The sequence below is a fragment of the Streptomyces sp. SID5643 genome, assembly GCF_009872555.1.
Taxonomy (GTDB): domain Bacteria; phylum Actinomycetota; class Actinomycetes; order Streptomycetales; family Streptomycetaceae; genus Streptomyces; species Streptomyces iakyrus.
Genome location: NZ_WWIC01000356.1, coordinates 25,776 through 47,699 on the forward strand (window position 1 = coordinate 25,776; position 21,924 = coordinate 47,699).

General features: G+C 70.9%; 19 protein-coding genes. 6 read left to right on the forward strand and 13 right to left on the reverse strand.

The features are described 5' to 3' along the window. Positions 1 to 19 precede the first annotated feature (19 nt). Positions 20 to 850, reverse strand: coding sequence for a trans-aconitate 2-methyltransferase (locus GTY56_RS37760; protein ID WP_161369770.1), 831 nt, complete (start codon positions 848 to 850; stop codon positions 20 to 22). 127 nt (positions 851 to 977) lie between these two features. On the opposite strand from GTY56_RS37760, the gene tamR reads away from it, so the two are divergent. Next, the gene (tamR, locus tag GTY56_RS37765) at positions 978 to 1,475 is read left to right on the forward strand and encodes a MarR family transcriptional regulator TamR (RefSeq protein ID WP_161369771.1); all 498 of its coding nucleotides are present in this window, start codon (positions 978 to 980) and stop codon (positions 1,473 to 1,475) included. Here tamR and GTY56_RS37770 read toward each other — a convergent pair. Further along, the gene (locus GTY56_RS37770; RefSeq protein ID WP_161369772.1) at positions 1,434 to 2,201 is read right to left on the reverse strand and encodes a LuxR C-terminal-related transcriptional regulator; all 768 of its coding nucleotides are present in this window, start codon (positions 2,199 to 2,201) and stop codon (positions 1,434 to 1,436) included. The two genes, tamR and GTY56_RS37770, sit on opposite strands and share 42 nt — an antisense overlap. A gap of 307 nt (positions 2,202 to 2,508) precedes the next feature. On the opposite strand from GTY56_RS37770, the gene GTY56_RS37775 reads away from it, so the two are divergent. From GTY56_RS37775 to GTY56_RS37785, 3 genes are all read left to right on the forward strand, one after another. Beyond that, positions 2,509 to 2,967: a GNAT family N-acetyltransferase gene (locus GTY56_RS37775; protein WP_202511269.1), complete on the forward strand. Its 459-nt coding sequence runs from the start codon at positions 2,509 to 2,511 to the stop codon at positions 2,965 to 2,967. Between the two features lie 119 nt (positions 2,968 to 3,086). Further along, the gene (locus GTY56_RS37780) at positions 3,087 to 3,725 is read left to right on the forward strand and encodes a hypothetical protein (RefSeq protein ID WP_161369774.1); all 639 of its coding nucleotides are present in this window, start codon (positions 3,087 to 3,089) and stop codon (positions 3,723 to 3,725) included. Next, the gene (locus GTY56_RS37785; RefSeq protein ID WP_161369775.1) at positions 3,713 to 4,735 is read left to right on the forward strand and encodes a hypothetical protein; all 1,023 of its coding nucleotides are present in this window, start codon (positions 3,713 to 3,715) and stop codon (positions 4,733 to 4,735) included. Before GTY56_RS37780 ends, GTY56_RS37785 begins: the two co-directional genes overlap by 13 nt. Before the next feature lie 60 nt (positions 4,736 to 4,795). Here the strand turns inward: GTY56_RS37785 and galK are convergent, their stop codons facing one another. Genes galK through galT form a run of 3 tightly spaced genes read right to left on the reverse strand, consistent with a single transcriptional unit; the run spans position 4,796 to position 8,006 of the window. Beyond that, positions 4,796 to 5,959 (reverse strand): galactokinase, encoded by a 1,164-nt coding sequence (gene galK, locus GTY56_RS37790; RefSeq protein WP_161369776.1) that lies wholly within the window; start codon positions 5,957 to 5,959, stop codon positions 4,796 to 4,798. 26 nt (positions 5,960 to 5,985) lie between these two features. Further along, positions 5,986 to 6,948 (reverse strand): UDP-glucose 4-epimerase GalE, encoded by a 963-nt coding sequence (gene galE / locus GTY56_RS37795; RefSeq protein WP_161369777.1) that lies wholly within the window; start codon positions 6,946 to 6,948, stop codon positions 5,986 to 5,988. Beyond that, positions 6,945 to 8,006 carry a galactose-1-phosphate uridylyltransferase gene (galT, locus tag GTY56_RS37800; protein WP_161369778.1) on the reverse strand — a complete coding sequence of 354 codons (1,062 nt, stop codon included), beginning with the start codon at positions 8,004 to 8,006 and terminating at the stop codon, positions 6,945 to 6,947. Before galT ends, galE begins: the two co-directional genes overlap by 4 nt. 164 nt (positions 8,007 to 8,170) lie before the next feature. On the opposite strand from galT, the gene GTY56_RS37805 reads away from it, so the two are divergent. After that, positions 8,171 to 9,850, forward strand: a complete 1,680-nt coding sequence (locus tag GTY56_RS37805; protein ID WP_161369779.1) for a sodium:solute symporter family protein — start codon at positions 8,171 to 8,173, stop codon at positions 9,848 to 9,850. Positions 9,851 to 9,868: 18 nt separating this feature from the next. Beyond that, on the forward strand, positions 9,869 to 10,186 hold the full coding sequence (locus GTY56_RS37810) for a hypothetical protein (RefSeq protein WP_161369780.1): 318 nt from the start codon (positions 9,869 to 9,871) through the stop codon (positions 10,184 to 10,186). Positions 10,187 to 10,463: 277 nt separating this feature from the next. On the opposite strand, the gene GTY56_RS37815 is transcribed toward GTY56_RS37810, so the two are convergent. The 8 genes from GTY56_RS37815 to GTY56_RS37850 form a co-directional block, all read right to left on the reverse strand. Beyond that, entirely contained in the window at positions 10,464 to 11,144 is a 681-nt protein-coding gene (locus tag GTY56_RS37815; RefSeq protein ID WP_079128989.1) for a helix-turn-helix transcriptional regulator, read from the reverse strand. Positions 11,145 to 11,370: 226 nt separating this feature from the next. Next, entirely contained in the window at positions 11,371 to 13,260 is a 1,890-nt protein-coding gene (locus GTY56_RS37820) for a BamB-related PQQ repeat family beta-propellar protein (protein ID WP_161369781.1), read from the reverse strand. Positions 13,261 to 13,330: 70 nt separating this feature from the next. Next, the gene (locus GTY56_RS37825; RefSeq protein ID WP_161369782.1) at positions 13,331 to 15,091 is read right to left on the reverse strand and encodes a BamB-related PQQ repeat family beta-propellar protein; all 1,761 of its coding nucleotides are present in this window, start codon (positions 15,089 to 15,091) and stop codon (positions 13,331 to 13,333) included. Between the two features lie 191 nt (positions 15,092 to 15,282). Further along, positions 15,283 to 17,088, reverse strand: a complete 1,806-nt coding sequence (locus GTY56_RS37830; RefSeq protein ID WP_161369783.1) for an ABC-F family ATP-binding cassette domain-containing protein — start codon at positions 17,086 to 17,088, stop codon at positions 15,283 to 15,285. 71 nt (positions 17,089 to 17,159) lie between these two features. Continuing rightward, positions 17,160 to 18,374: a HEAT repeat domain-containing protein gene (locus GTY56_RS37835; protein ID WP_161369784.1), complete on the reverse strand. Its 1,215-nt coding sequence runs from the start codon at positions 18,372 to 18,374 to the stop codon at positions 17,160 to 17,162. 67 nt (positions 18,375 to 18,441) lie between these two features. Further along, positions 18,442 to 19,341: a 4-(cytidine 5'-diphospho)-2-C-methyl-D-erythritol kinase gene (locus GTY56_RS37840; protein ID WP_161369785.1), complete on the reverse strand. Its 900-nt coding sequence runs from the start codon at positions 19,339 to 19,341 to the stop codon at positions 18,442 to 18,444. After that, on the reverse strand, positions 19,338 to 20,228 hold the full coding sequence (gene rsmA / locus GTY56_RS37845; protein ID WP_161369786.1) for a 16S rRNA (adenine(1518)-N(6)/adenine(1519)-N(6))-dimethyltransferase RsmA: 891 nt from the start codon (positions 20,226 to 20,228) through the stop codon (positions 19,338 to 19,340). Before rsmA ends, GTY56_RS37840 begins: the two co-directional genes overlap by 4 nt. Before the next feature lie 128 nt (positions 20,229 to 20,356). Beyond that, on the reverse strand, positions 20,357 to 21,832 hold the full coding sequence (locus tag GTY56_RS37850; protein WP_161369787.1) for a ubiquitin-like domain-containing protein: 1,476 nt from the start codon (positions 21,830 to 21,832) through the stop codon (positions 20,357 to 20,359). Between the last annotated feature and the right edge of the window lie 92 nt (positions 21,833 to 21,924).

Sequence of the window (21,924 nt, forward strand, 5' to 3'; positions counted from 1 at the left end):
AGCGCGGGGGTGGTGCGCGTCAGCCCGGCTTGCGGGCGACGGCGAAGACCCGGCGGAACGGGAACGGTGTGCCGTGCGGGCCGGCCGGATACGCCTCGCGCAGGGCCGCCCGGTACTCGGCGACGAACTCCTCCCGCGCCTCGGGCTCGTCGGCGAGGGCGGTCAGCACGGGCCGCAGGCCGGTCCCCTTCACCCAGTCGAGCACCGGGTCCTCGCCCTGGAGCAGGTGGATGTACGTCGTCTCCCACACGTCGGCCGCGCAGCCGAGGGACGTCAGCCGCTCCAGATAGGCCTCGGGATCGAGGACGGCGTCGGCGTGGCGCAGGACACCGTCGAGCCGGTCGCGCCGGCGCGGGGAGGCGGCGAGGTCGCGCATGAGCCGGTGGCTGGGGGCGTCGAAGTTGCCCGGCACCTGGAAGGCGAGGGTGCCGCCGGGTTTCAGACCGGCCGTCCAGTCGGCGAACCGTTCGGCGTGCCCGGGCACCCACTGCAACGTGGCGTTGCTGACGATCAGGTCGAACGGCTCCTCCGGCGTCCACATCCGCACGTCGGCGTGGGCGAAGTCGAGGCGCCCGCCGCCCGCGGTCGGCCCCTCGTGGTCGACGTGGGCCTTGTCGAGCATCTCGGGCGAGTTGTCGTAGCCGGTGATCAGGGCGGTGGGCCAGCGGGCGGCGAGCAGTGCGGTGACGTTGCCGGGGCCGCAGCCGAGGTCGGCGATGCGGGGACGGCCCTCGGGCGGCCGGGTGGGCGGGTCGGGGAGGCGGGCGAGGAGATCGGCGAAGGGGCGCGCGCGGTGACCGGCGTGCCGGAGGTACTGGGCGGGGTCCCAGGTGGGGGCGGCTGCGGGCATGGGTCCTCCTGGTGTCCTGGCGGTGACCGTACGGGACGCACACCCAGCGTGATCGAGCATCTACCTCGATGTCAAGAAACTGGACGTCAAGAGACTCTACGTCGACACAACCACTACACTGATCGTCATGGAGGACGAGGTCGATCGGCTGGTCGCAGCGTGGCGCCGGGAGCGCCCGGACCTCGACGTGGAACCGCTCGAGGTGCTCAGCCGTGTCAGCAGACTGGCCCGCCATCTGGACCGGGCCCGGCGGCTGGCGTTCGCGGAGCACAACCTGGAGCCGTGGGAGTTCGACGTGCTGACGGCGCTGCGCCGTGCGGGCACGCCGTACCAGCTCTCGCCGGGACAGCTCCTCACCCAGACCCTGGTCACCTCGGGCACGATGACGAACCGCATCGACCGCCTGGCCAAGAAGGGCCTGGTGGAGCGGCTCCCCGACCCCAGTGACCGCCGAGGCGTCCTGGTCCGGCTGACGGACGAGGGCCGGGACCGCGCGGACCAGGCCCTGGCGGGCCTGCTGGATCAGGAGCGCGCGATCCTCGCGGAGCTGTCCCGGGCCCAGCGCGGCGACCTGGCGGGGCTGCTACGCCAGCTGACCGCCCCGTTCGACAACATCCCCGGCTAGGTCCACGGGCCCGACCCCGGCCCGCCGCGCGAGGGCGACGGCAGCGAGAGTGGAGTGCACGCCGAGCTTGCCGAGCACGTTCTGCATGTGGGTCCGCACGGTGTGCGGCGACAGGTACAGGCGCTCGGCGACGGCCTTGCGCCCCAGACCCGCCACCATGCACCGCAGCACTTCCCGCTCACGCGGAGTGAGGGACTCGACGAGCTGCTCGCTCTCGGTGCGGTGCTTGCGGGCGGCGGTGAGCTCCCGCAGTACGCCCGTCAGCAGGGCGGGAGGCAGATGGGTCTCCTCCCGCAGCACGCCCCGGATGACCGTGAGCAGCCGGGACAGCGAGCAGTCCTTGGCGACCCACCCCGAGGCGCCGGCCTGAAGGGCGAGCGCGGCCCGCCGCGGATCGTCCTTCTCGGCGAGCACGACGATCCGTACGTTCGGCTGCGCCGAGCGCACTCCCGTGACGAGGGAGATCCCGTCGACGAGCCCGTCCTCGTTGCCCTCCTGCACGGGTACGGCCGGGCGGGCGCCCGGCACCTTGCCGCCCAGATCGGCGTCCACGAGCAGCACGTCGAAGCGCCGCCCCTCGGCGACCGCGCGCTCCAGGCTGCGCAGCGCGGCCGGACCGCTGCCGGCCGCCGACACGTCGACATCGGGCTCGGCGGCCAGAGCCGCCGCGAGTGACTCCGCGAAGATGCGATGGTCGTCGACGACCAGGACTCGGATGCGAACCACGAAACCCCCTTCCCCGAGCTCCCGAAGAGCAGGGGCTACCCCATCACCGGAGGATGACACCGCGCGGGTACGACGCCGGAGTGTCCGGAACTGCCGCGCCGACCGTCCGTCGTTGCCGCAGCAGCCTGTTCGGGTCGCCGCAGCCGCACGGCCGCCGCCGTGCAGTAACCGCTACCCCCACCCCGGGCGTCGTACCCGGCTGTCTCGCCCCCTGATCGGCACCGGCCCCCACCGGTGCTGTTCATCAGGGTACGGACGGGGGCCCGGAGCGGAAGGTTATTTGCAGAACTGACTGTCCGACGCGTTTATGGTGTGCCGCATGTTCCGTCTTGAGACAGAAGTCGACAAGGCCCGACGTGATCTGCTCCGCACACGCCTGCGGGACACGAACACGGCCGCCTCTCCGGTCCTGCGCGCCCTGCGCGGGACTCCGGACGAAAGGGACACCCCCTTGCATGTGTGGGCTGTGAACGACGGCGACGACGACCTCGCCGGCGGCCTGGTCGGCCACACCTGGGCGACCTGGCTGCACGTGACGTACCTCTGGGTCGACGAGCGCCATCGCGGCAGGGGCCTGGGAGCGCGGTTGCTCGCGCAGGCGGAACACATCGCGACGACGTCCCGCGGCTGCCGCGCGGCCCGCCTGGAGACCTGGGACTTCCAGGCCCCGAGGTTCTACGAGAAGCAGGGCTACGAGGTGGTCAGCGTGATCCCGGACTATCCGCCGGGGATCACGGAGTACGCGTTGACGAAGAGGCTGGGCTGAGCTGCGGGGCACAAGCCCTCGCTGAGGCGTCGCGATCACCCACCGATAGCGTTGGTTCGCTTGAGTTATCCCCCCACACATGATCAATGGGAGACACAGTGAACCGCCCCGCTCGGCTCGTGACAGCCGCGCTCACCGCATCCGCGGCCCTTCTGCTGACCGCCTGTGGCTCGGGGGGAGGTGACGGTTCCTCGTCGTCCGACAAGATCGCCGGAGCGGATGCGGGCGACAAGTCCTCTGCTTCGCCCTCGGCTTCGGCCCCTGCGGACGGGATCGACCGGCCGGAGATCAAGCTGCCATCGGATATGAAGCTGGTTTTCGAGGAGCGGCAGACCGGGGATGCCACGAAGGACGCGATCCTGGCGGACAACGAACGGACCGTCAGCACTGTGTGGCAAGCCATGGCGTACGGCGACCTGAAGAAGTCGGGCATGGCCTTCTACTACACGGACAACGCGCTGGTCGGCATCTACGAGTATGCGAAGGGTGCCGTCGACAAGAAGACCAGTTGGGCCGGCACACTTCGTTACTTCGACCGCCAGGTGACGGTGTTCGACAAGAAGTCGGCGGCTTTGACGTACTGCGTCGACGAGAGCAAAGCAGACCTCAAGGATCGCGAGACGAACAAGCTGCAGGGCACCAAGACCACGCCCAACAGTTACGTCTTCTACAACCTCGGCCTGAAGAAGAACAAGGAAGGCGTCTGGCAGACCTGGGATCTCACCGAGGACCGGGGGTCGCAGAAGTGCCGGCCCTGACGCGGCGCCTGGGACTGGCGGCCCTGACCGCGACGCTGACCGCACTCGGGACGTCTCCGGCTGCGGCAGGGGGGTTCGACACTGTCGGTTCCCAGCAGAAGAAGACATCCGGTGGCACCTCCGGCCCGGCCCTTGAGTCCCGGGTCAGCATCACCGTCAAGGGCTCCAAGGCGAAGGGCAGCGGGCCGATCACGTCCACGGCCGTGGACTGGGATCCTCCGGCCTGCTGGTATGAGCCGTACTGGAAGGCCAAGGACTTCAAGACCTTCAACGAGGCCAAGTGGTCGATGTACGAGTCCGCCGGTGGCGAGCCGGAGGGCATCGCGGACGTCCAGGCGCGCTATAAGAAGGGCCGTCCCTACAAGGACTTCAACGTCGCCAAGAACGACGAGGGCATGTGGTGGGTGGCCGTCAAGAACCCTGAGATGAAGGACGACCCGGCGGCAAAGACCTGCACGCGCGACCCCTTCTGGGTCGACAACGGTGAGAACCCCGGCGTCCCCCAGGCCATCGACACCGAGACCCTCGCCGGGCTGGCGCACCAGCGCACCGTCGTGCCGCCGACCAGGATCTCCCTGGCACCGAACGCCCGGTCGACGGTCAACGCGCCCACCTGGGTCTGGCTGGACAAGGGCGCCTTCGAGCCCGTCTCCGTCACGGCCAGTCTGCCCGGCACCGGGCTGTGGGCGACGACGACGGCGAAGCCGGTGAGCCTGCACCTCGAACCGGGAACGGCGGATGCGGAAACCCTCCCCGCGTCCGGTGAGTGCCTGATCAACGACGACGGCTCCATCGGAGAGCCGTACGCCCGGGGCAAGGGGGAGCTGACGCCTCCGTGCGGCGTGCGGTACCTGCGCTCGTCGGGAGACGGCACCTACGGCCTGGAGGCGACTCTCACCTGGGAGATCACCTGGGAAGGCGCGGGCGGCACGGGCGGGGACCTGCCCAACGGCACGTTCGCCACCACCACCCAGGTGCCGGTCCAGGAGATTCAGTCCGTCAATCGCTGACCGGGGGCGCGGTGGAAGCGGCGCCCTCACAGGGCGAGGGTGCCGCTTTCGGCGGGGCCGTCAGCGAAGGCGGCGGGCTCCCGGCGACGGGACCGCTTCGAAGACGCGCGGCGTCGTGAAGCCCGCCGCGGCGAACGCCTCGGTCACCGCCTTGGTGATGGCGTCGACGTCCGGCTCCTCCGCGAGGACGATCGCCGAGCCGCCGAAGCCGCCGCCCGTCATGCGCGAGCCCAGGGCGCCGGAGGCCAGGGCCGTGTCGACGACCAGGTCCAGTTCCGGGCAGGAGATGCGGAAGTCGTCGCGGAGGGAGGCGTGGCCCTCGACGAGGACCGGGCCGATCGCGCGGGTCTCGCCCGACTCCAGGAGGGAGACGACCCGTTCGACGCGTTCGTTCTCCGTGACGATGTGGCGGACCAGACGGCGGACCTCCTCCTCGTCGCCCAGGCGGGCCAGCGCCGCGTCCAGGTCGGCGTAGGGGACGTCCCGGAGCGCGTTGACGCCCAGCAGGTCCGCGCCCTTCTCGCAGCCGGCCCGGCGCTTGCCGTACTCGCCCTCGCTGTGGGAGTGCTTGACCTGCGTGTCCACCACGAGGAGGCGCATGCCCTCGGCCGCCAGGTCGAAGGGGATCTGCTTCTGGGAGAGGTCACGCGTGTCGAGGAACAGGGCGTGGCCGGCCTCGCAGCAGGCCGACGCCGTCTGGTCCATGATGCCGACGGGGGCGCCGACGTAGACGTTCTCCGCGCGCTGGCACAGGCGGGCCAGCTGCCAGCCGCGCAGGCCGAGGGCGAACAGGTCGTTCAGGGCCAGGGCTACGACGACCTCCAGGGCCGCCGACGACGACAGGCCCGCGCCCGACGGGACCGTGGAGGCGAGGTGGATGTCCGCGCCCGTGACGGCGTGACCGGCCTCGCGCAGGGCCCAGACCACGCCCGCCGGGTACGCCGTCCAGTTCTTGTCCGAATCGGGGGACAGGTCGTCGAGGCGGAGCTCGGCCACTCCTCCCTCCACGTCCTCCGAGTGCAGGCGCAGCACGCCGTCCGCACGGCGTGCCACTGCTGCAACGGCCGTGTGCGGCAGGGCGAACGGCATGACGAAGCCGTCGTTGTAGTCCGTGTGCTCGCCGATGAGGTTGACGCGTCCCGGCGCTGCCCACACACCCTCCGGCTCGGCTCCGTACAGCTCGCCGAACCGTGCGGCGACCGTCTCCGTCACAGCCTCGCTCATGCCTGACCCCTGACCTTCCGTGCGTTTCAGTTGCCGCGCCGCTGCGCGAAGTCCCACGCGTCCGCGACGATTCCCGCGAGGTCCGCGCGGGACGGGTTCCAGCCCAGCTTCTCGCGGGCCGTGGCGGCCGAGGCCACCAGGACCGCCGGGTCACCGCCCCGGCGCGGGGCGACCACCTCCGGGATGGGGTGGCCGGTGACCGTGCGGACCGTTTCGATGACCTCGCGGACCGAGAAGCCGTTGCCGTTGCCGAGGTTGCAGATCAGGTGTTCTCCGGGGGCGGCGGCCGTCAGGGCCAGCAGGTGGGCCTCGGCCAGGTCCGCGACGTGGATGTAGTCGCGCACGCAGGTGCCGTCCGGAGTCGCGTAGTCGTCGCCGAAGACGGAGATCGCCTCGCGCCTGCCCTGCGCGACCTGGAGGACCAGCGGGATCAGGTGGGACTCGGGGTCGTGGCGCTCGCCGTACGCGCCGTACGCGCCCGCGACGTTGAAGTAGCGCAGGGAGACCGCGCCCAGACCGTGCGCCGCCGCCTCGCCCGTGATCATGTGGTCGACCGCGAGCTTCGACGCGCCGTAGGGGTTGGTCGGGGACGTGGGCGCCGACTCGACGATGGGGACCTGCTCCGGCTCGCCGTACGTCGCCGCCGTGGAGGAGAAGACCAGGGTGCGGACGCCCGCCTCGCGCATCGCGGCGAGCAGCGCCATGGTGCCGCCGACGTTGTTGTCCCAGTACTTCTCGGGCTTCGCGACCGACTCGCCGACCTGCGAGAACGCCGCGAAGTGGAGCACGCCGTCGAAAGAGGAGTCCAGCCACTTGGCGGCGTCGCGGATGTCGCCCTCGATGAAGGCGGCACCCGCCGGGACTCCCTCGCGGAAGCCCGTGGAGAGGTTGTCGAGGACGACGACCTCGTGACCGGCCTCCAGCAGGTGCTGGGCGACCACGCTGCCGACGTATCCCGCGCCGCCCGTCACCAGGTACTTCCCGCTCATGAACTCGCTACCTCTCGCAGTCGCTCGGCCGCGCGCTCCGGCGGCACGTCGTTGATGAACACGTTCATGCCGGACTCGGAACCCGCGAGAAACTTCAGCTTGCCGGAAGTGCGGCGGATGGTGAAAAGCTCGAGGTGGAGCGCGAAGTCCTCACGCGCGACGCCGTCGAACTCCTCCAGCGCGCCGAACGGGGCCTGGTGCCAGGCCGCGATGTACGGCGTCGGGGGTTCACTCTCACCGAAGATCCGGTCGAAGCGCCTCAAGAGTTCCAGATAGACCTTGGGGAACTCTGTGCGCGCGCCCTCGTCCAGCCCGAGCAGGTCGGGCACGCGGCGCTTGGGGTACAGGTGGACCTCGTACGGCCAGTGTGCCGCGTACGGCACGAAGGCGACCCAGTGTTCACCCTCCAGGACGACGCGTTCACCGGCGAGTTCACGCTCCAGGACGGCGTCGAAGAGGTTCTCCCCGCCGGTCATCTCCTTGTGCGTCGCGGCCGAGCGGAGCATCAGGGCCGTGCGGGGGGTGGTGAAGGGGTAGGCGTAGATCTGGCCGTGCGGGTGCCCGAGGGTCACGCCGATCTCGGCGCCCCGGTTCTCGAAGCAGAACACCTGCTCGACGGCGGGGAGATGGGACAGCTCCGACGTGCGGTCCGTCCACGCCTCCAGCACCAGCCCGGCCTGCTCCTCGGTGAGGTCGGCGAAGGACGCGTTGTGGTCGGAGGTGAAGCAGACGACCTCGCAGCGGCCCGAGTCGCCGGCGAGGGAGGGGAAGCGGTTCTCGAAGACGACGACGTCGTACGACGAGTCCGGGATCTCGCTCAGGCGATCGCCCTCGGAGGGGCACAGGGGGCACTCGTCGGCCGGGGGGTGGTAGGTGCGGCCCTGGCGGTGCGAGGCGATGGCGACGGAGTCACCGAGGAGGGGGTCGCGGCGGATCTCCGACGTGGTGACGGTGCGGTCCAGCGGGCGCCGGTCGGTCGCGTCGCGCACGCTGTCGTCACGCAGGTCGTAGTAGATGAGCTCGCGACCGTCGGCCAGCCGGGTCGAGGTCTTCTTCACGCCGGACTCCTTGTCCTTCAAACAGAACCCAACATATCAAAACACAACTCACCACAATCGTCAACATCACAATCAAACAAAGAACATCACTGGGCGTGTTCAATTACTGAATGCGGAGAAGTGGATTCCGCGAGGTGTCGGTTCCCGCAACAAAGCGAGGGCTCATGCAAACCCCCACATATCTGTCAGCCGAGCTGCGACTCCCCACCAACTGGCTCGACTACACGATCCTCGGCATCTACTTCGTCGTCGTCCTCGGCATCGGCTTCGCCGCCCGCCGCTCGGTGAAGACCAGCCTCGACTTCTTCCTCTCCGGCCGTTCCCTGCCCGCCTGGGTCACCGGGCTCGCGTTCATCGCGGCCAACCTCGGGGCCACCGAGATCCTCGGCATGGCCGCCAACAGCGCCCAGTACGGCGTCTACACCACGCACTGGTACTGGATCGGCGCCATCCCGGCCATGGTCTTCCTCGGCCTGGTGATGATGCCCTTCTACTACGGCTCCAAGGTGCGCTCGGTCCCCGAGTTCCTGCTGCTGCGCTTCGACAGGGCGGCGCACCTGCTCAGCTCGATCCTCTTCGCCTTCGCCGCGATCCTCATCGCCGGCGTCAACCTCTACGCCCTGGCCATCGTCGTCGAGGCGCTGCTGGGCTGGCCCGAGTGGGTGGCGATCGTGGTCGCCGGGTTCTTCGTCCTGGCGTACATCACCCTCGGCGGCCTGTCCTCGGCGATCTACAACGAGGTCCTCCAGTTCTTCGTGATCCTGGCGGCGCTCATCCCCATCTCCGTCCTCGGCCTGAAGAAGGTCGGCGGCTGGGACGGCCTGTCCGACTCCCTCACCGAGAGCCGCGGCGCCGACTTCATGACGTCCTGGGGCGGCACGGGCATCGGCAGCGACAACCCGCTCGGCGCGAACTGGCTGACGATCGTCCTGGGTCTCGGGTTCGTCCTCTCCTTCGGCTACTGGACGACGAACTTCGCCGAGGTGCAGCGCGCGCTGTCCGCGAAGAACCTCTCGGCGGCCCAGCGCACCCCGCTCATCGCCGCGTTCCCGAAGATCTTCATCGTGTTCCTGGTGATGATCCCGGGCCTGGTCGCCGCGGTCCTGGTCCCGAAGATCGGCACGCCCGGCTCCGACCTCCAGTACAACGACGCCATCCCGTACCTGATGGAGCAGTTGCTGCCGAACGGTGTGCTGGGCATCGCCGTCACCGGCCTGCTCGCGGCGTTCATGGCGGGCATGGCGGCGAACGTGTCGTCCTTCAACACCGTGTTCACCACGGACATCTGGGCGAAGTACGTCGTGCGGGGCCGCGAGGACGAGTACTACGTGCGCTTCGGCCGGCTCATCACGGCGATCGGTGTCCTGGCCTCCATCGGCACGGCGTTCCTCGCGCGGTCCTTCTCGAACATCATGGCCTACCTCCAGACGCTGTTCTCCTTCTTCAACGTGCCGATGTTCGTCGTCTTCATCATCGGCATGTTCTGGAAGCGGGCGTCGATGAAGTCCGGCTTCTGGGGGCTGCTCGCCGGCACCACCGCAGCGATGGTCAACTACTTCGTCCTCTACAAGCAGGACATCATCGACATCCCCTCCGACCAGGGGGCCAACTTCGTCTCCGCGATCGCCGGGTTCGTCGCGGGCGCGGTGGTGATGGTGGCGGTGTCGCTGTTCACCTCGCCGAAGCCGGCGGAGGAGTTGCAGGGACTGGTGTACGGCACGACCTCGCCCGGCATGGCGGAGCCGCCGGCGCCCGGGGACGAGGCCTGGTACCGCAAGCCGGCGCTGCTGGGCTGGGGCGCGATCGTCCTGGCCGCGGCCTGCTACATCCCGTTCTCGTTCTGACCGAGGGAGGATTGACAGATGTCCGAGCACTACTCCGACAGGGACGTGCAGCGGGAAGTCACCGACTTGGAGGCCAAGTCGGCGACCGCCGCGAGGCTGTTCGACATCCGGCGGATCATCGGCGGACTGTTCGTGGTCTACGGCGTCATCGTCACGATCGCGGGGTTCACGGCGTCCGACGCCGACCTCGACAAGGCGGAGGGCGTCAACATCAACCTGTGGACCGGGCTGGGGATGCTGCTGCTGGGCTTGTTCTTCCTGGTGTGGCTGAAGCTGAGGCCCGCGGCACCGGCCCCTCCGGGGGTCGAGCCGGAGGACGACGAGCGGGTGGAGTGACCCGGCCGCGACGGTGCTGGGGCCGGGGTGGGTGCGCAACTCGGCGCGACGAGGTGCCGCTGCGCCCACCCGTGCCGCCCTGAGCGGCACGCATGCCAGCAGCGAGGCCGCCGCACGACGCAAGGGGACGTGTCGGGGGGTGTCCGCCCGCGGCTTTGGCGCGTCAACGCCGGTCAGTCGGTAAGTAGGTCCATCGCGCCGTTCCGGGGACGGACACCCCCCGGCGCGGCCCCGACCCACACCCCCGGCGGAAGGCGAAGCCACCCGCGCCCCCTCTTCACGGCTCCCGGGACACCGGCCCCGCCCGGTCCAGCAACCCCGTCCGCGCCGCCAGTGCCGCCGCCTCCAGGCGGGAGCCGACTCCCAGTTTCATCAGAACCCGCTGGACGTGCGTACGCGCCGTCGACGGGGCGATGCCCATGCCCGCCGCGATCAGGCGGGTGTCCTCGCCGTCCGCGACCCGGACCAGGACCTCGACCTCCCTCGGCGTGAGCATGGACAACAACCGCTGGCCCTCGTCGTCCGGTTGGGCCGCCGGGTTCAGCAACTCGCTGAACGCTCCCTGGAGCAGCTGCGGCGCCACCGCCGCCTCCCCCGCCCGCGCCTTCATGATCGCCCGCTCGACACCCTCTATGCGCTCATCGTGCCGGACGTAGCCGGAGGCCCCCGCGGCGAACGCCGCCGCGATGCCCCGCGGGCTCGGCACCGGGCCCAGCACCAGCACCGCGACCTGTGGCCGCTCCCGCTTGATCCGCACCACCGGGTCGAAGATCCCCGGCTCCGCCGGCGCCGCCGTCCCCAGCAGGCACACCTCCGGCGCCCGCGTGATCACCAGCTCCGCCGCCCCCGCGGCCGGTGCCGCCGCGGCGAGCACCCGGTGCCCCCGCAGCTTCAGCGCCGAAGCCAGCGCCTCGGCCAGCAATCGGTGGTCGTCGACCACCATGAGCCGCACTCCCATCGAGCAACCCCCCAGTCACCCCAGCCCCCCATGGAAGCCCCCCGGCTCCCCCGCCTTCATGCCCCCGGAAGCTACACGCTTGTTCGACGTTGCGCTCCCCCTACCCGCGAGAATCGCCCCGGATCGCCGAAATCCCTCTCATTCCAGGTTGACCGCGCCAAACGCGAACGGTCCCGTCCCTGAGCAGGGACGGGACCGAAGCGGACATCAACCGATCAGCAGACGATCACTTCGTTCCGAAGCCGACCGCCAGGTACTCCTTGTCCCGCACCGTCGACCGCTTGCTCGCGTACACCTTGGACATGAAGAGGTGCCCATCGGCGTACAGGAACTCGGAGTACTCCGGCGACATGCTGGTCTCCACGTCGCGCACGGCGTCCGTCGCGGGGTTCTGGAGCAGCGTCGTCTCCTTGAAGCCGGTGCCGGAGATGCTCACGACCTGTCCGCCCTTGTCGTACGGGGGACGCTTGTACGCGATCAGGTTGCCGCCGTCCATGCGCAGCGGCGAGATCGTGTAGCCGTCACCCGCGTCGGCCCGCTGCCCGGTCTGCTTGCCGGTGGCGAGGTCGAAGGCGACGATCTCGTTGGTCTGGCTGTACTTGCCGGTGCCGTCGTGCTCCTCGGTCGGCAGGTACAGCCGGTCGTTGCCGACGGCCAGCAGGTTGCAGGCCTCGACGCGGGTGATGCCCTCGCACCGGGCCGCGAACTGCTCGCCCGGCGCGGAGATGCGCGTGCGCAGCTTGCCGGTCTTGCCGTCGATGGAGAAGAAGTCGGAGATGCCGCTGCCGTCACCCGCGGAGTCTCCGACGTCGGCGGCCACGACCAGCGGGTTGGTCGACACGATGCTCGCGTACTCGATGCCCTCGGTCATCTTGTACTCCGAGATCACCTTCCCGGACTTCGGGTCGATGGTCTGGATGTGCAGCTGCCGCTGGTCGTAAGAGCCGCACTTGCGCACCGCGACCAGGTTGTCGCCGCCGCCGTACCCGGCGTCGTAGCAGGAGTCGGCCGGCTTCGGGCTCCACAGGAGCTTGCCGGAGACGTCGAAGGCGGCGCCGCCGCTGGTGCTGCCGACGGCGACGGTCTTCCCGCTGAGGGTGATGTTGTCGAAGTTGATCAGCTGGTCACCGGTCTTGACCGTCTTGGTCCACAGCTTCTTGCCGGCGTCGAGATCGATGAGTGCGATCTGGCTGCATCCGTGCGAGGGGTCGGCCTTGGTGGGCATCGCCGGCTGGTAGAGGACCGCCGTGAGGTTGTCGTCCGTGACATGACGGCTGGCCTGGCAGACCGGGCCGGCCAGCGGGATCTTCCACAGCTCGTCGCCCTTGTCTCGGTCGTAGCCGACGATCCGGGCGATGCCGCTCTTGACGTACGCCTTGTCGGTGAGCCACGAGCCGGAGACGACGACCGTGCTGTCGTTCTTCACCTCGGGCGCCGGGACCTGGAAGAGGACCTTGGCGCTGGGGTCGGACGGCGCCTTCTCCTTGCCGGAGGTGGTGCCGCCGTTGCCGTCGTCCGTGCCGCCGGTGCCGCCGCTGGAGGAAGCGGTGTCGTCCTTCTTGCCGTCGTCCTTGCCGGACGAGGCGTACCAGACACCGCCGCCGATGATCAGGGCGATCGCCACGACCGCGGCGACGATGATCAGCAGCTGCGCGTTGAGCTTCTTGCCGCCGCCCGGCTGTCCGGCCTGCGGCGGGTGCGGCATGGCCTGCTGCGGATAGCCGTAACCGGGCTGCTGCCCGTACCCCGGCTGCCCGTACCCCGGCTGCCCGTATCCCGGCTGCCCGTAGGGCGCCTGCTGCGGCTGCCCGTACGGCCCCGGCTGCTGACCGGGATAGCCGTAGCCGGGCGGGGTCTGCGGAGGCTGGGGCGCCGGAGCCTGCGGGTACCCGTAACCCGCCGGAGGCTGGGGCGGGTTCTGCGGGCCGGCCGGCGGAGGCGTCTGCGGAGCCTGCGGCGCTTGGGGTGCCTGCGGGTAGCCGTACCCCGGCTGCGGGGACTTGCCCAGGTCCGGCCCGGCCGCGGGCGGCGGGGTCTGCGGCGGCTGGTCCTGGGGCGGCCCGAAGCCGCCCCCCTGCGGGGGCTGCTGGGGCGGCGGAGGCGGCGGCTGGGTCATGGCGTGGGTACCTCGGGGAAGGGGACGGACGACTGGCGGAGTGCGGAGGGAGAGCGCGGAAGGCGAAGAGTCACTTGCCGTAGGCGAGCATCAACTTCTCCTTCGTGTCGTCGTTTCCGCTCAGCCGGGTGGTCGAGATGTAGAAGCGCCCGTCGACCCAGTCGATGTCCTTGGAGAAGAAGCTGTCCTCGATGTCCGCGGCACCCTGCGGGTTCTGCAACAGCTTGGACGGCTTGTGGCTGCCGCCACCGGTCGGGATGGACACGATCTGCCCGCCCGCGTCGTACGACGGCTCCACATAGGCGATGAGCTTGCCGCCCTCGGTCTTGATCGGCAGCATCGACTCGTCGGAGGGGGACTTCACGCGCCACTTCTCCTTGCCGTCGGCGAGGTTGACCGCGACGATCTCGTTGGCGCCGGAGGTGGCCTCGGTCGGCAGGTAGAGCGTGGTGTCGTCGACGGCGACGCCCTCGCAGCCCGTGAGGTCGCGTTCGAGGATGGCCCAGCCGCACTCGGGGGCGAAGTCCTCGTCGAAGCCGACCTGCGAGCGGAACTTGCCGCCGGAGGTGAAGGTGGAGATGTTCCAGGCCTTCTTGTCCTCGTTGGTGCTGTAGACGACCAGCGGGCTGACCGAGTAGGTGCGCGCGACCCGCCACCCCTTGTCGAACGGCTGGGTCCACCTGGCCTTGCCGGTCTTGGGGTCGAGCTCCTGGACCTCGTCGTGCTCCTTGTCGGTCCCGGCGCCGCAGGAGGAGACGGCGATCAGCTTCTCGCCGCCGGCGAACGCGGCGGGGAAGCAGGCGTTGCCGTACTTCTTCTTGTCGAAGAGCTTGTCGCCGTTGGTGACGTCGTAGGCCGTGCCGGACTGGGAGCGGCCCACCATCAGCGTCTTGCCGGTGATGGACAGTTCGACGGAGAGCGTGGAGTCGAACAGGGCGCCGTCGGCGACCTCTTCCTTCCAGCCCTTCTCGCCGGTGACCAGGTCGATCTCCTGGAGCTGGTTGCACTTGGCGCGGTCGCTGCTGCCGCTCATGTACGCGACGACGATCTTGTTGTCGGACGTCTTCTGCGGGGTCGTCGCGCAGATCTTCTGCGGGAAGGTGATCGCGTCCCAGGAGGGCTTGCCGTCACCGACGTTGTAGGCGAAGAGCTGCTTGTACGCGGCCTTGACCGCCGTCTTGCCCGTGATCCACATGCCGTCGGCGTCTGCGCCGGAGCCGGGCGCGTCGGGCGCCTCCTTGTACCAGAGGACCTTGGCCTCGCCGGCCTGGCGGCCCTCGTTGAGGTTCTCCGGGTCCTCGCCGCCGTCGCCGCTGCCGTCACCGGGGTTGACCGGGGCGGAGGAGCCGGGCTTGGCGTCGTCGGTCTTCTGGGCGACCGGCTTCTTCTTGCCCTTGCCGTCGTCACCGCCGGTGACGGCCCACACGGTGCCGCCGACCACGAGCAGCGCGGCGACCGCGGCGCCGATGATCATGGCGGGCTTGCCCTTGAACGGGTTGCCCGAGCCGCCCCCGGGAGGGGTGCCGGGCGCACCGGGGTACTGCGGCTGCGGCGGGTAGCCGTAGCCGGGCTGGCCGTACGGGCCCGGCTGCTGCGGCTGGCCGTAGGGACCGGGGTTGTACGGCCCCGGCTGCGGCGGCTGTCCGTACGGACCGGGCTGCTGCGGGTAGCCGTACCCAGGCTGCGGTGGGCCCTGCGGGGGCGGCGGCGTCTGGGGCGGGCCCTGGGGCGGCGGCGGATTCTGCGGTGGCCCGTAACCACCGCCCTGCGGCGGCTGGTTCTGCGGTGCTCCGAAGCCACCGTGCGGTGGCTGACTGGGCGGCTGAGTCATCAGCGGCTCCCCCGTTCGATCACTGATTTTTAGCCACGCCCTGAGGTACGCGATGGGCTCAGAGTCGCTTCATAAAGTTCTAAGACGCCTCTTTCTATCACCAGGTTCCGACAGCACAGCGGGCCGATCACCCCCTGTTCCCAAGGGAGGACCGGCCCGTGATGCCCTCGTTATGCGCCTTCACGCACCCTTCACGCGTCCTCGGCCAGTTCCAGCCAGCGCATCTCCAGCTCCTCGCGCTGACCGGCCAACGCGCGCAACTCGGCGTCCAGTTCGGCCACCTTCGCGAAGTCGGTGGCGTTTTCGGCGATTTGAGCGTGAAGCTTGGTCTCCTTCTCGGAGACCTTGTCGAGCTGCCGCTCGATCTTCTGGAGCTCCTTCTTGGCGGCGCGCTGGTCGGCCGCGCTCTTCTCCGGGGTGGCGGACTGCTGCGCGACGGGGGCCGAGGCGGCAGCGGCCTCCTCCATGCGCTGCCTGCGCTCCAGGTACTCGTCGATGCCGCGCGGCAGCATCCGCAGGGCGCCGTCGCCGAGCAGCGCGAACACCCGGTCGGTGGTGCGCTCGATGAAGAACCGGTCGTGGGAGATGACGATCATCGAGCCGGGCCAGCCGTCGAGGACGTCCTCCAGCTGCGTCAGCGTCTCGATGTCGAGGTCGTTGGTGGGCTCGTCGAGGAAGAGGACGTTGGGCTCGTCCATGAGCAGGCGCAGCAGCTGGAGCCGGCGGCGCTCACCGCCGGACAGGTCGCCGACGGGCGTCCACTGCTTCTCCTTGCCGAAGCCGAACGTCTCGCACAGCTGCCCGGCGGTCATCTCCCGTCCCTTGCCGAGGTCGACGCGCTCGCGCACCTGCTGCACGGCTTCCAGCACCCGTGTGGCCGGGTCGAGTTCGGCGACCTCCTGGGAGAGGTAGGCCAGCTTCACCGTCTTGCCGACGCGGACCCGCCCGCCGACGGGCTGGGTCTCGCCGTCGGACCGGGCGGCCTCGGCCATGGCCCGCAGCAGGGACGTCTTCCCGGCGCCGTTGACCCCGACGAGGCCGATCCGGTCGCCGGGTCCGAGCTGCCAGGTGACGTGCTTGAGGAGGACCTTGGGGCCCGCCTGGACGGTGATGTCCTCCAGGTCGAACACGGTCTTGCCCAGCCGGGTGGAGGCGAACTTCATCAGCTCGCTGCTGTCCCGGGGCGGCGGCACGTCCGCGATGAGCTCGTTGGCGGCCTCGACGCGGAACCGCGGCTTGGACGTCCGGGCGGGCGCCCCGCGGCGCAGCCAGGCCAGCTCCTTGCGGACGAGGTTCTGCCGCTTGGCCTCCTCGGTGGCGGCGATGCGCTCACGCTCGGCCCGGGCGAAGACGTAGTCGGAGTAGCCGCCCTCGTACTCGTAGACCGCGCCGCGCTGGACGTCCCACATGCGCGTGCACACCTGGTCGAGGAACCACCGGTCGTGGGTCACGCACACCAGCGCCGACCTGCGGTTCTGCAGATGCCGGGCGAGCCAGGCGATGCCCTCGACGTCGAGGTGGTTGGTGGGCTCGTCCAGGACGAGCAGGTCCTGCTCCTCGATGAGCAGCTTGGCCAGGGCGATCCGGCGCCGCTCACCGCCGGAGAGCGGGCCGATGACGGTGTCCAGACCCTTGGGGAACCCCGGCAGGTCGAGCCCGCCGAACAGGCCCGTCAGCACGTCCCTGACCTTGGCGTCGCCCGCCCACTCGTGGTCGGCCATGTCACCGATGACCTCGTGGCGGACGGTGGCCCCGGGGTCGAGGGAGTCGTGCTGGGTGAGCACGCCGAGGCGGAGCCCGCCGGAGTGCGTGACCCGTCCGGTGTCGGCGCTCTCCTGCTTGGCGAGCATGCGGATGAGCGTCGTCTTGCCGTCGCCGTTGCGGCCCACGACACCGACGCGGTCCCCTTCGGAGACGCCGAGGGAGACGCCGTCGAGCAGGGCACGGGTGCCGTACACCTTGCTGACGTTCTCGACATTGACCAGGTTGACGGCCATTACTCTCCTGCCAAGGGGGATGGATCGACCCTCCAGGGTAGTCGCGCGCGGGGGTGCTCCGGCCGGGGCGGTCAGCCGCCGGCCGCGGCTTCCCGGCGGCGCTGGTAGCGCCACACGTCGTGCAGCCGCTCGTCGTGGCGCAGTTCCTCGGCCACGGGCCCGATCCGGTGCTCGGCCTCCACACAGCGCGGGTCGTCGCGGTAAGCCAGGCCGGAGACGGCGCCGATGCGGATCTCCTGCCGCTCGTCGTGGGTGAGAGCGACCAGCGCGTCCCCCACCTCAGGCTCGCTCCCCCGCTGGTGGGCGAGCCAGTGGCACACCGCCTCGCGTACGCCGGGGTCCTCGTCATGGGCCAGGGCGAGCACGGCGGTGAGGCTCTCGGGGCGGTGCACGGTCTGCGGCACCAGTGCGCGCACCCCCGGGTCCGGGTGAGTGAGGTACGACAGCCCGACGGCCTCGATCTCCGGGGCGCTGTCGTGGGTCATCGCGTGCAGGAGCACCGCCAGTACCTCCGGGTCCTCCTCCTGCTCCGCCCAGGGCACGAGTTCCCGCCCCCGTTCCCAGAACGGCTGGCTTCCCTTGGCGATGTCTCCGAGGATCAGGGACAGCAGGAGGTCGGCGGCGAGCAGACGGTGCGTCCGGTCGGGGTGGTTGAGCAGGTCCCGGCTCCACAGCCAGGTCTCCTCGTCGGTCCGCCGGCCGAGTGTGAACACGACGTCGCACCACACGACGTGGTCCCGGTCGGGGTGGGCGATGGCCCGGGCGATCAGCTCGTCGAAGGGGGTGCGGATGCCGTAGAGGGCCTCCATGGACGTGAGGACGGCCCGGTGCTCGTCGCGCACGGTCACGGGGCCGAGCGTGAGCTGCTCGCACCACCAGCCGACCTCGTCGTCCTCGACCCGGATCCGCTCGACGGGCCCGGTGAGGCCGGTGAGGCGGCGCAGTCCGGCCTCGGCGCCCGCCTCCGACCAGCGCCTGGCCCGTTCCAGCAGTTCGGCGCGCGCCGGTGCCGGGAGCGGGATCCGGCTGGTGGCCAGCTCGTAGGTCATGAGGTGCGACCCACCGTCCACCGCCCGCGTCAGCGGGGTGGTCCCGTCGGGCAGTGTGCGCAGGGGGTCGGCACCGGCCTGGAGCAGCGCCTCGGCGACGGGTTCGTCGTACGCCGCCACGGCGAGGCACAGGACCGGGAGACCGTCGGCGAGGGTGTCGGGGTCGGCCCCTGCCTCCAGCAGTGCCGTGACCTCGTCCGCATCTCCGCGCCGTACCGCCTCGACCAGTTCCCGCACGCCTGTGCCCCCCGTCGTGAAAACAACTGGGGGAGCCTAGGCCCTCGGCCACGGCCGCGGCACGTGATTAACGCCCGGCGATCGTCGCCCCGGGGGCGGGGCCCGAGGCCGTGCGCACCGTCCGGCACGTCCCGGACGCGAGCAGGGCCCGTGCCACGGTGGCGGCCGACTCCGGGTCGCGGGCGAGGAACGCGGTGGTCGGGCCGGAGCCCGAGACGAGGGCGGTGAGGGCACCGGCGGCCCGCCCCGCGGCCAGGGTGTCGGCGAGTTCGGGGAAGAGGGACAGGGCCGCGGGCTGGAGGTCGTTGGAGACGGCGGCGGCGAGCGCGTCCGGGTCGCCCTTGGCGAGGGCGGCGAGGAGTTCGCCGGAGGCGACGGGTTCGGGGATGTCCGTGCCCTCGCCGAGCCGGTCGAACTCGCGGAAGACCGCCGGGGTGGACAGGCCCCGGCCGGCCATCGCGAACACCCAGTGGAAGGTGCCGCCGACCTCCAGGGGCGTCAGCTGCTCGCCCCGCCCGATGCCGAGGGCGGCCCCGCCGACCAGGCTGAACGGCACGTCGCTGCCCAGCTCGGCGCAGATCTCCAGGAGTTCGTCCCGGGATGCGCCGGTCTCCCACAGGGCGTCGCAGGCGACCAGGGCGCCGGCGCCGTCCGCGCTGCCGCCCGCCATGCCGCCGGCGACGGGGATGTCCTTGGTGATGTGGATGTGGACGCCGGGCGTGCGGCCGTACCGTTCGGCGAGCGCCACGGCGGCCCGTGCCGCCAGGTTCGTGCGGTCCAGGGGGACCTGGTCGGCGTCCGGGCCCTCGCAGGTGACGCGGAGCTCGTCGGCCGGGGTGACGGTGATCTCGTCGTAGAGGCCGACCGCGAGGAAGACGTTGGCCAGGTCGTGGAAGCCGTCGGGGCGGGCGGCGCCGACCGCCAGCTGGACGTTGACCTTGGCCGGGACGCGGACCGTGACGCTCACGCGGGCTCCTTCTCCTGGTGCCGGTTCGCCTTGTGCTCGGCGATCCGCGCGAACTCTTCCACGGTCAGCGACTCGCCCCGGGCCTGCGGCGAGACTCCGGCGGCGACCAGGGCCTCCTCGGCCGCGGCGGCGGACCCGGCCCAGCCGGCCAGCGCGGCCCGCAGCGTCTTGCGGCGCTGGGCGAACGCCGCGTCGACGACGGCGAACACCTCGCGCCTGGAAGCCGTCGTCTTCAGCGGCTCGCTCCGGCGGACCAGCGAAACCAGGCCGCTGTCGACGTTGGGCGCCGGCCAGAACACGTTGCGCCCGATGGCACCGGCGCGCTTGACCTCGGCGTACCAGTTGGCCTTGACCGAGGGGACGCCGTAGACCTTCGAGCCGGGCGGTGCGGCGAGCCGGTCGGCGACCTCCGCCTGGACCATGACGAGGGTGCGCTCGATGGTCGGGAAGGTGTCGAGCATGTGCAGCAGGACCGGGACGGCCACGTTGTAGGGCAGGTTGGCGACCAGCGCGGTCGGCGCGGGGCCGGGCAGCTCCGTGACGTGCATGGCGTCCGAGTGGACCAGCGCGAACCGGTCGGCGCGCTCGGGCATGCGGGCCGTGACGGTCGCGGGCAGCGCACCGGCGAGCACGTCGTCGATCTCCACGGCCGTGACCCGGTCGGCGGCCTCCAGCAGCGCGAGGGTGAGCGACCCGAGCCCCGGGCCGACCTCGACGACCACGTCGTCGGGGCGGACCTGTGCGGTGCGGACGATCCGGCGGACGGTGTTCGCGTCGATCACGAAGTTCTGTCCGCGTTGCTTGGTCGGGCGCACGCCGAGGGCCGCCGCGAGCTCGCGGACGTCGGCGGGGCCCAGAAGGGCGTCGGGGGTGGGGCTGCTGGTCACGGGACAAGGGTACGGGGGTTCGGTTCCCCCCTGGTCCGCCCGCCCGTCCTCCTGGTCCGCCCGCTCATCCTCCGCTCGTCTTCCTCGTCCGCCCGCTCATCCTCCGCTCCTCTTCCTCGTCCGCCCGCTCATCCGCCCAGCCGTGCCCCGCAGTGCGGCCAGGGGCTGGCCCCCCGCCGCACGTACAGCTTCTTCGCCCGGTACGTCTGTTCCGCCGCCGGGGCGTCCTGGGGGCGGCCGCTGCCGCCGAGGGCCTGCCAGGTGCGGGTGTCGAACTGGTAGAGGCCGCCGTAGGTGCCCGAGGAGTCGACGGCGTCGGGCCGGCCGCCGGACTCGCAGGCCGCGAGGCCCTGCCAGTCGAGGTGGTCGGCGCCCTGCACGGACGCGGGGCGCGGTTTGGTGCCGACCTTGACCACCTGCGGGCGCGGCTCGCGCACCACCTCGGACCTGATCCGGCGTGGCTTCTGCCTGACGCCGTTGACCGTGCGCAGGGAGAAGGTGACCCGGCGCAGGCCCGGTTCGCCGGCGTGCTCCACGACCTCCGTGCCCCGGAACAGGTCCGGGTCCTCGGTGCGCCGCACCTGGAACGGGATCGGCTCCTCGCGGACCTCCTTGCCGCCGGTGATCCGCAGCACGGTCACGGTCTGCCCGTCGCGCGGGAAGCTGCCCTGCGGGACCGACATGGTGTCCTGGCCCTGGAGGGTGATCCCGGCCTCCTCGACGGCCTCCCGTACGGTCGCGGCGTTGGTGCGCACCGTGCGGGCGCGGCCGTCCGCCATGATCGTGACCGTGCGTTCGGTCCGCACGTCCAGGGCGAGCCCTTCACGCCCGATACGCCGGGAGCGCGACGCGGACACGTACGCGCCCTCCTGCCGCACGCCCAGCTGCCGCAGCGCTCCCTCCACCGTGTGGGCGGTCGTCCAGACCTCGCGCCGGTGCCCGTCGAGGGTGAGCCGCACAGGGCGGGCGAAGTGCACGGCGACCTCGTCGCCGCTGCTGATCTCCGTGCCGGGCCCGGGCGCGACCACGTCATGGGCGCCCACCTCGACGCCCTCCTCCGCGAGCAGCTCGGTGACGTCGTCGGCGAAGGTGTGCAGGGTGCGCGTCTTGCCGTCGACGTTCAGCTCGATCGCCTTGTCCTTGGCGACGAACGCCGTGGTGCCGCCTGCCAGGAAGGCGACGACCAGCGCCTGCGGGAGGAGCCGCCGCATGGGGCTGTCCGGGCGCTCGGCGAAGCGCGCCCTGCGCCGGCGTGCGGATCTTCGGTGCGCGCCGGTGCGCGCCGCGGCACGTGATCCGGCGTGCGCACCCGGGCCCTGGCCCGGCTGCCCGGCGGACCCGGGCGCCGGCCCGTCGTCCCGGGCACCCTGCCGGGGCAGCCCGGGCAGGGTCGGCACCTCGTAGGCGGGCCGGTAGGTGTCCGCGTACACGCCGGGTGCCCCGGGCGTCCCGCAGCCGAGCGTCTCGGCGCTGTGCAGATCGGCCGGCGGCGCGTCGAAGCCGCCGTACACCGGGTCGGCGTAGGCCGGGCCATGCGTCTCATACGTCTCATACGTCTCGTACGTCTCGTATGACTCGTACGTTTCGTATCGGGAGTTGCTCACGCCGACACGCTCCAGGGGCCGGAGGGGGTCCAGAGGGGTCCGGATCGGGCCCCCAGAACCTAGCGGAGCGTTCGTCACTCTCCAAAGCGACG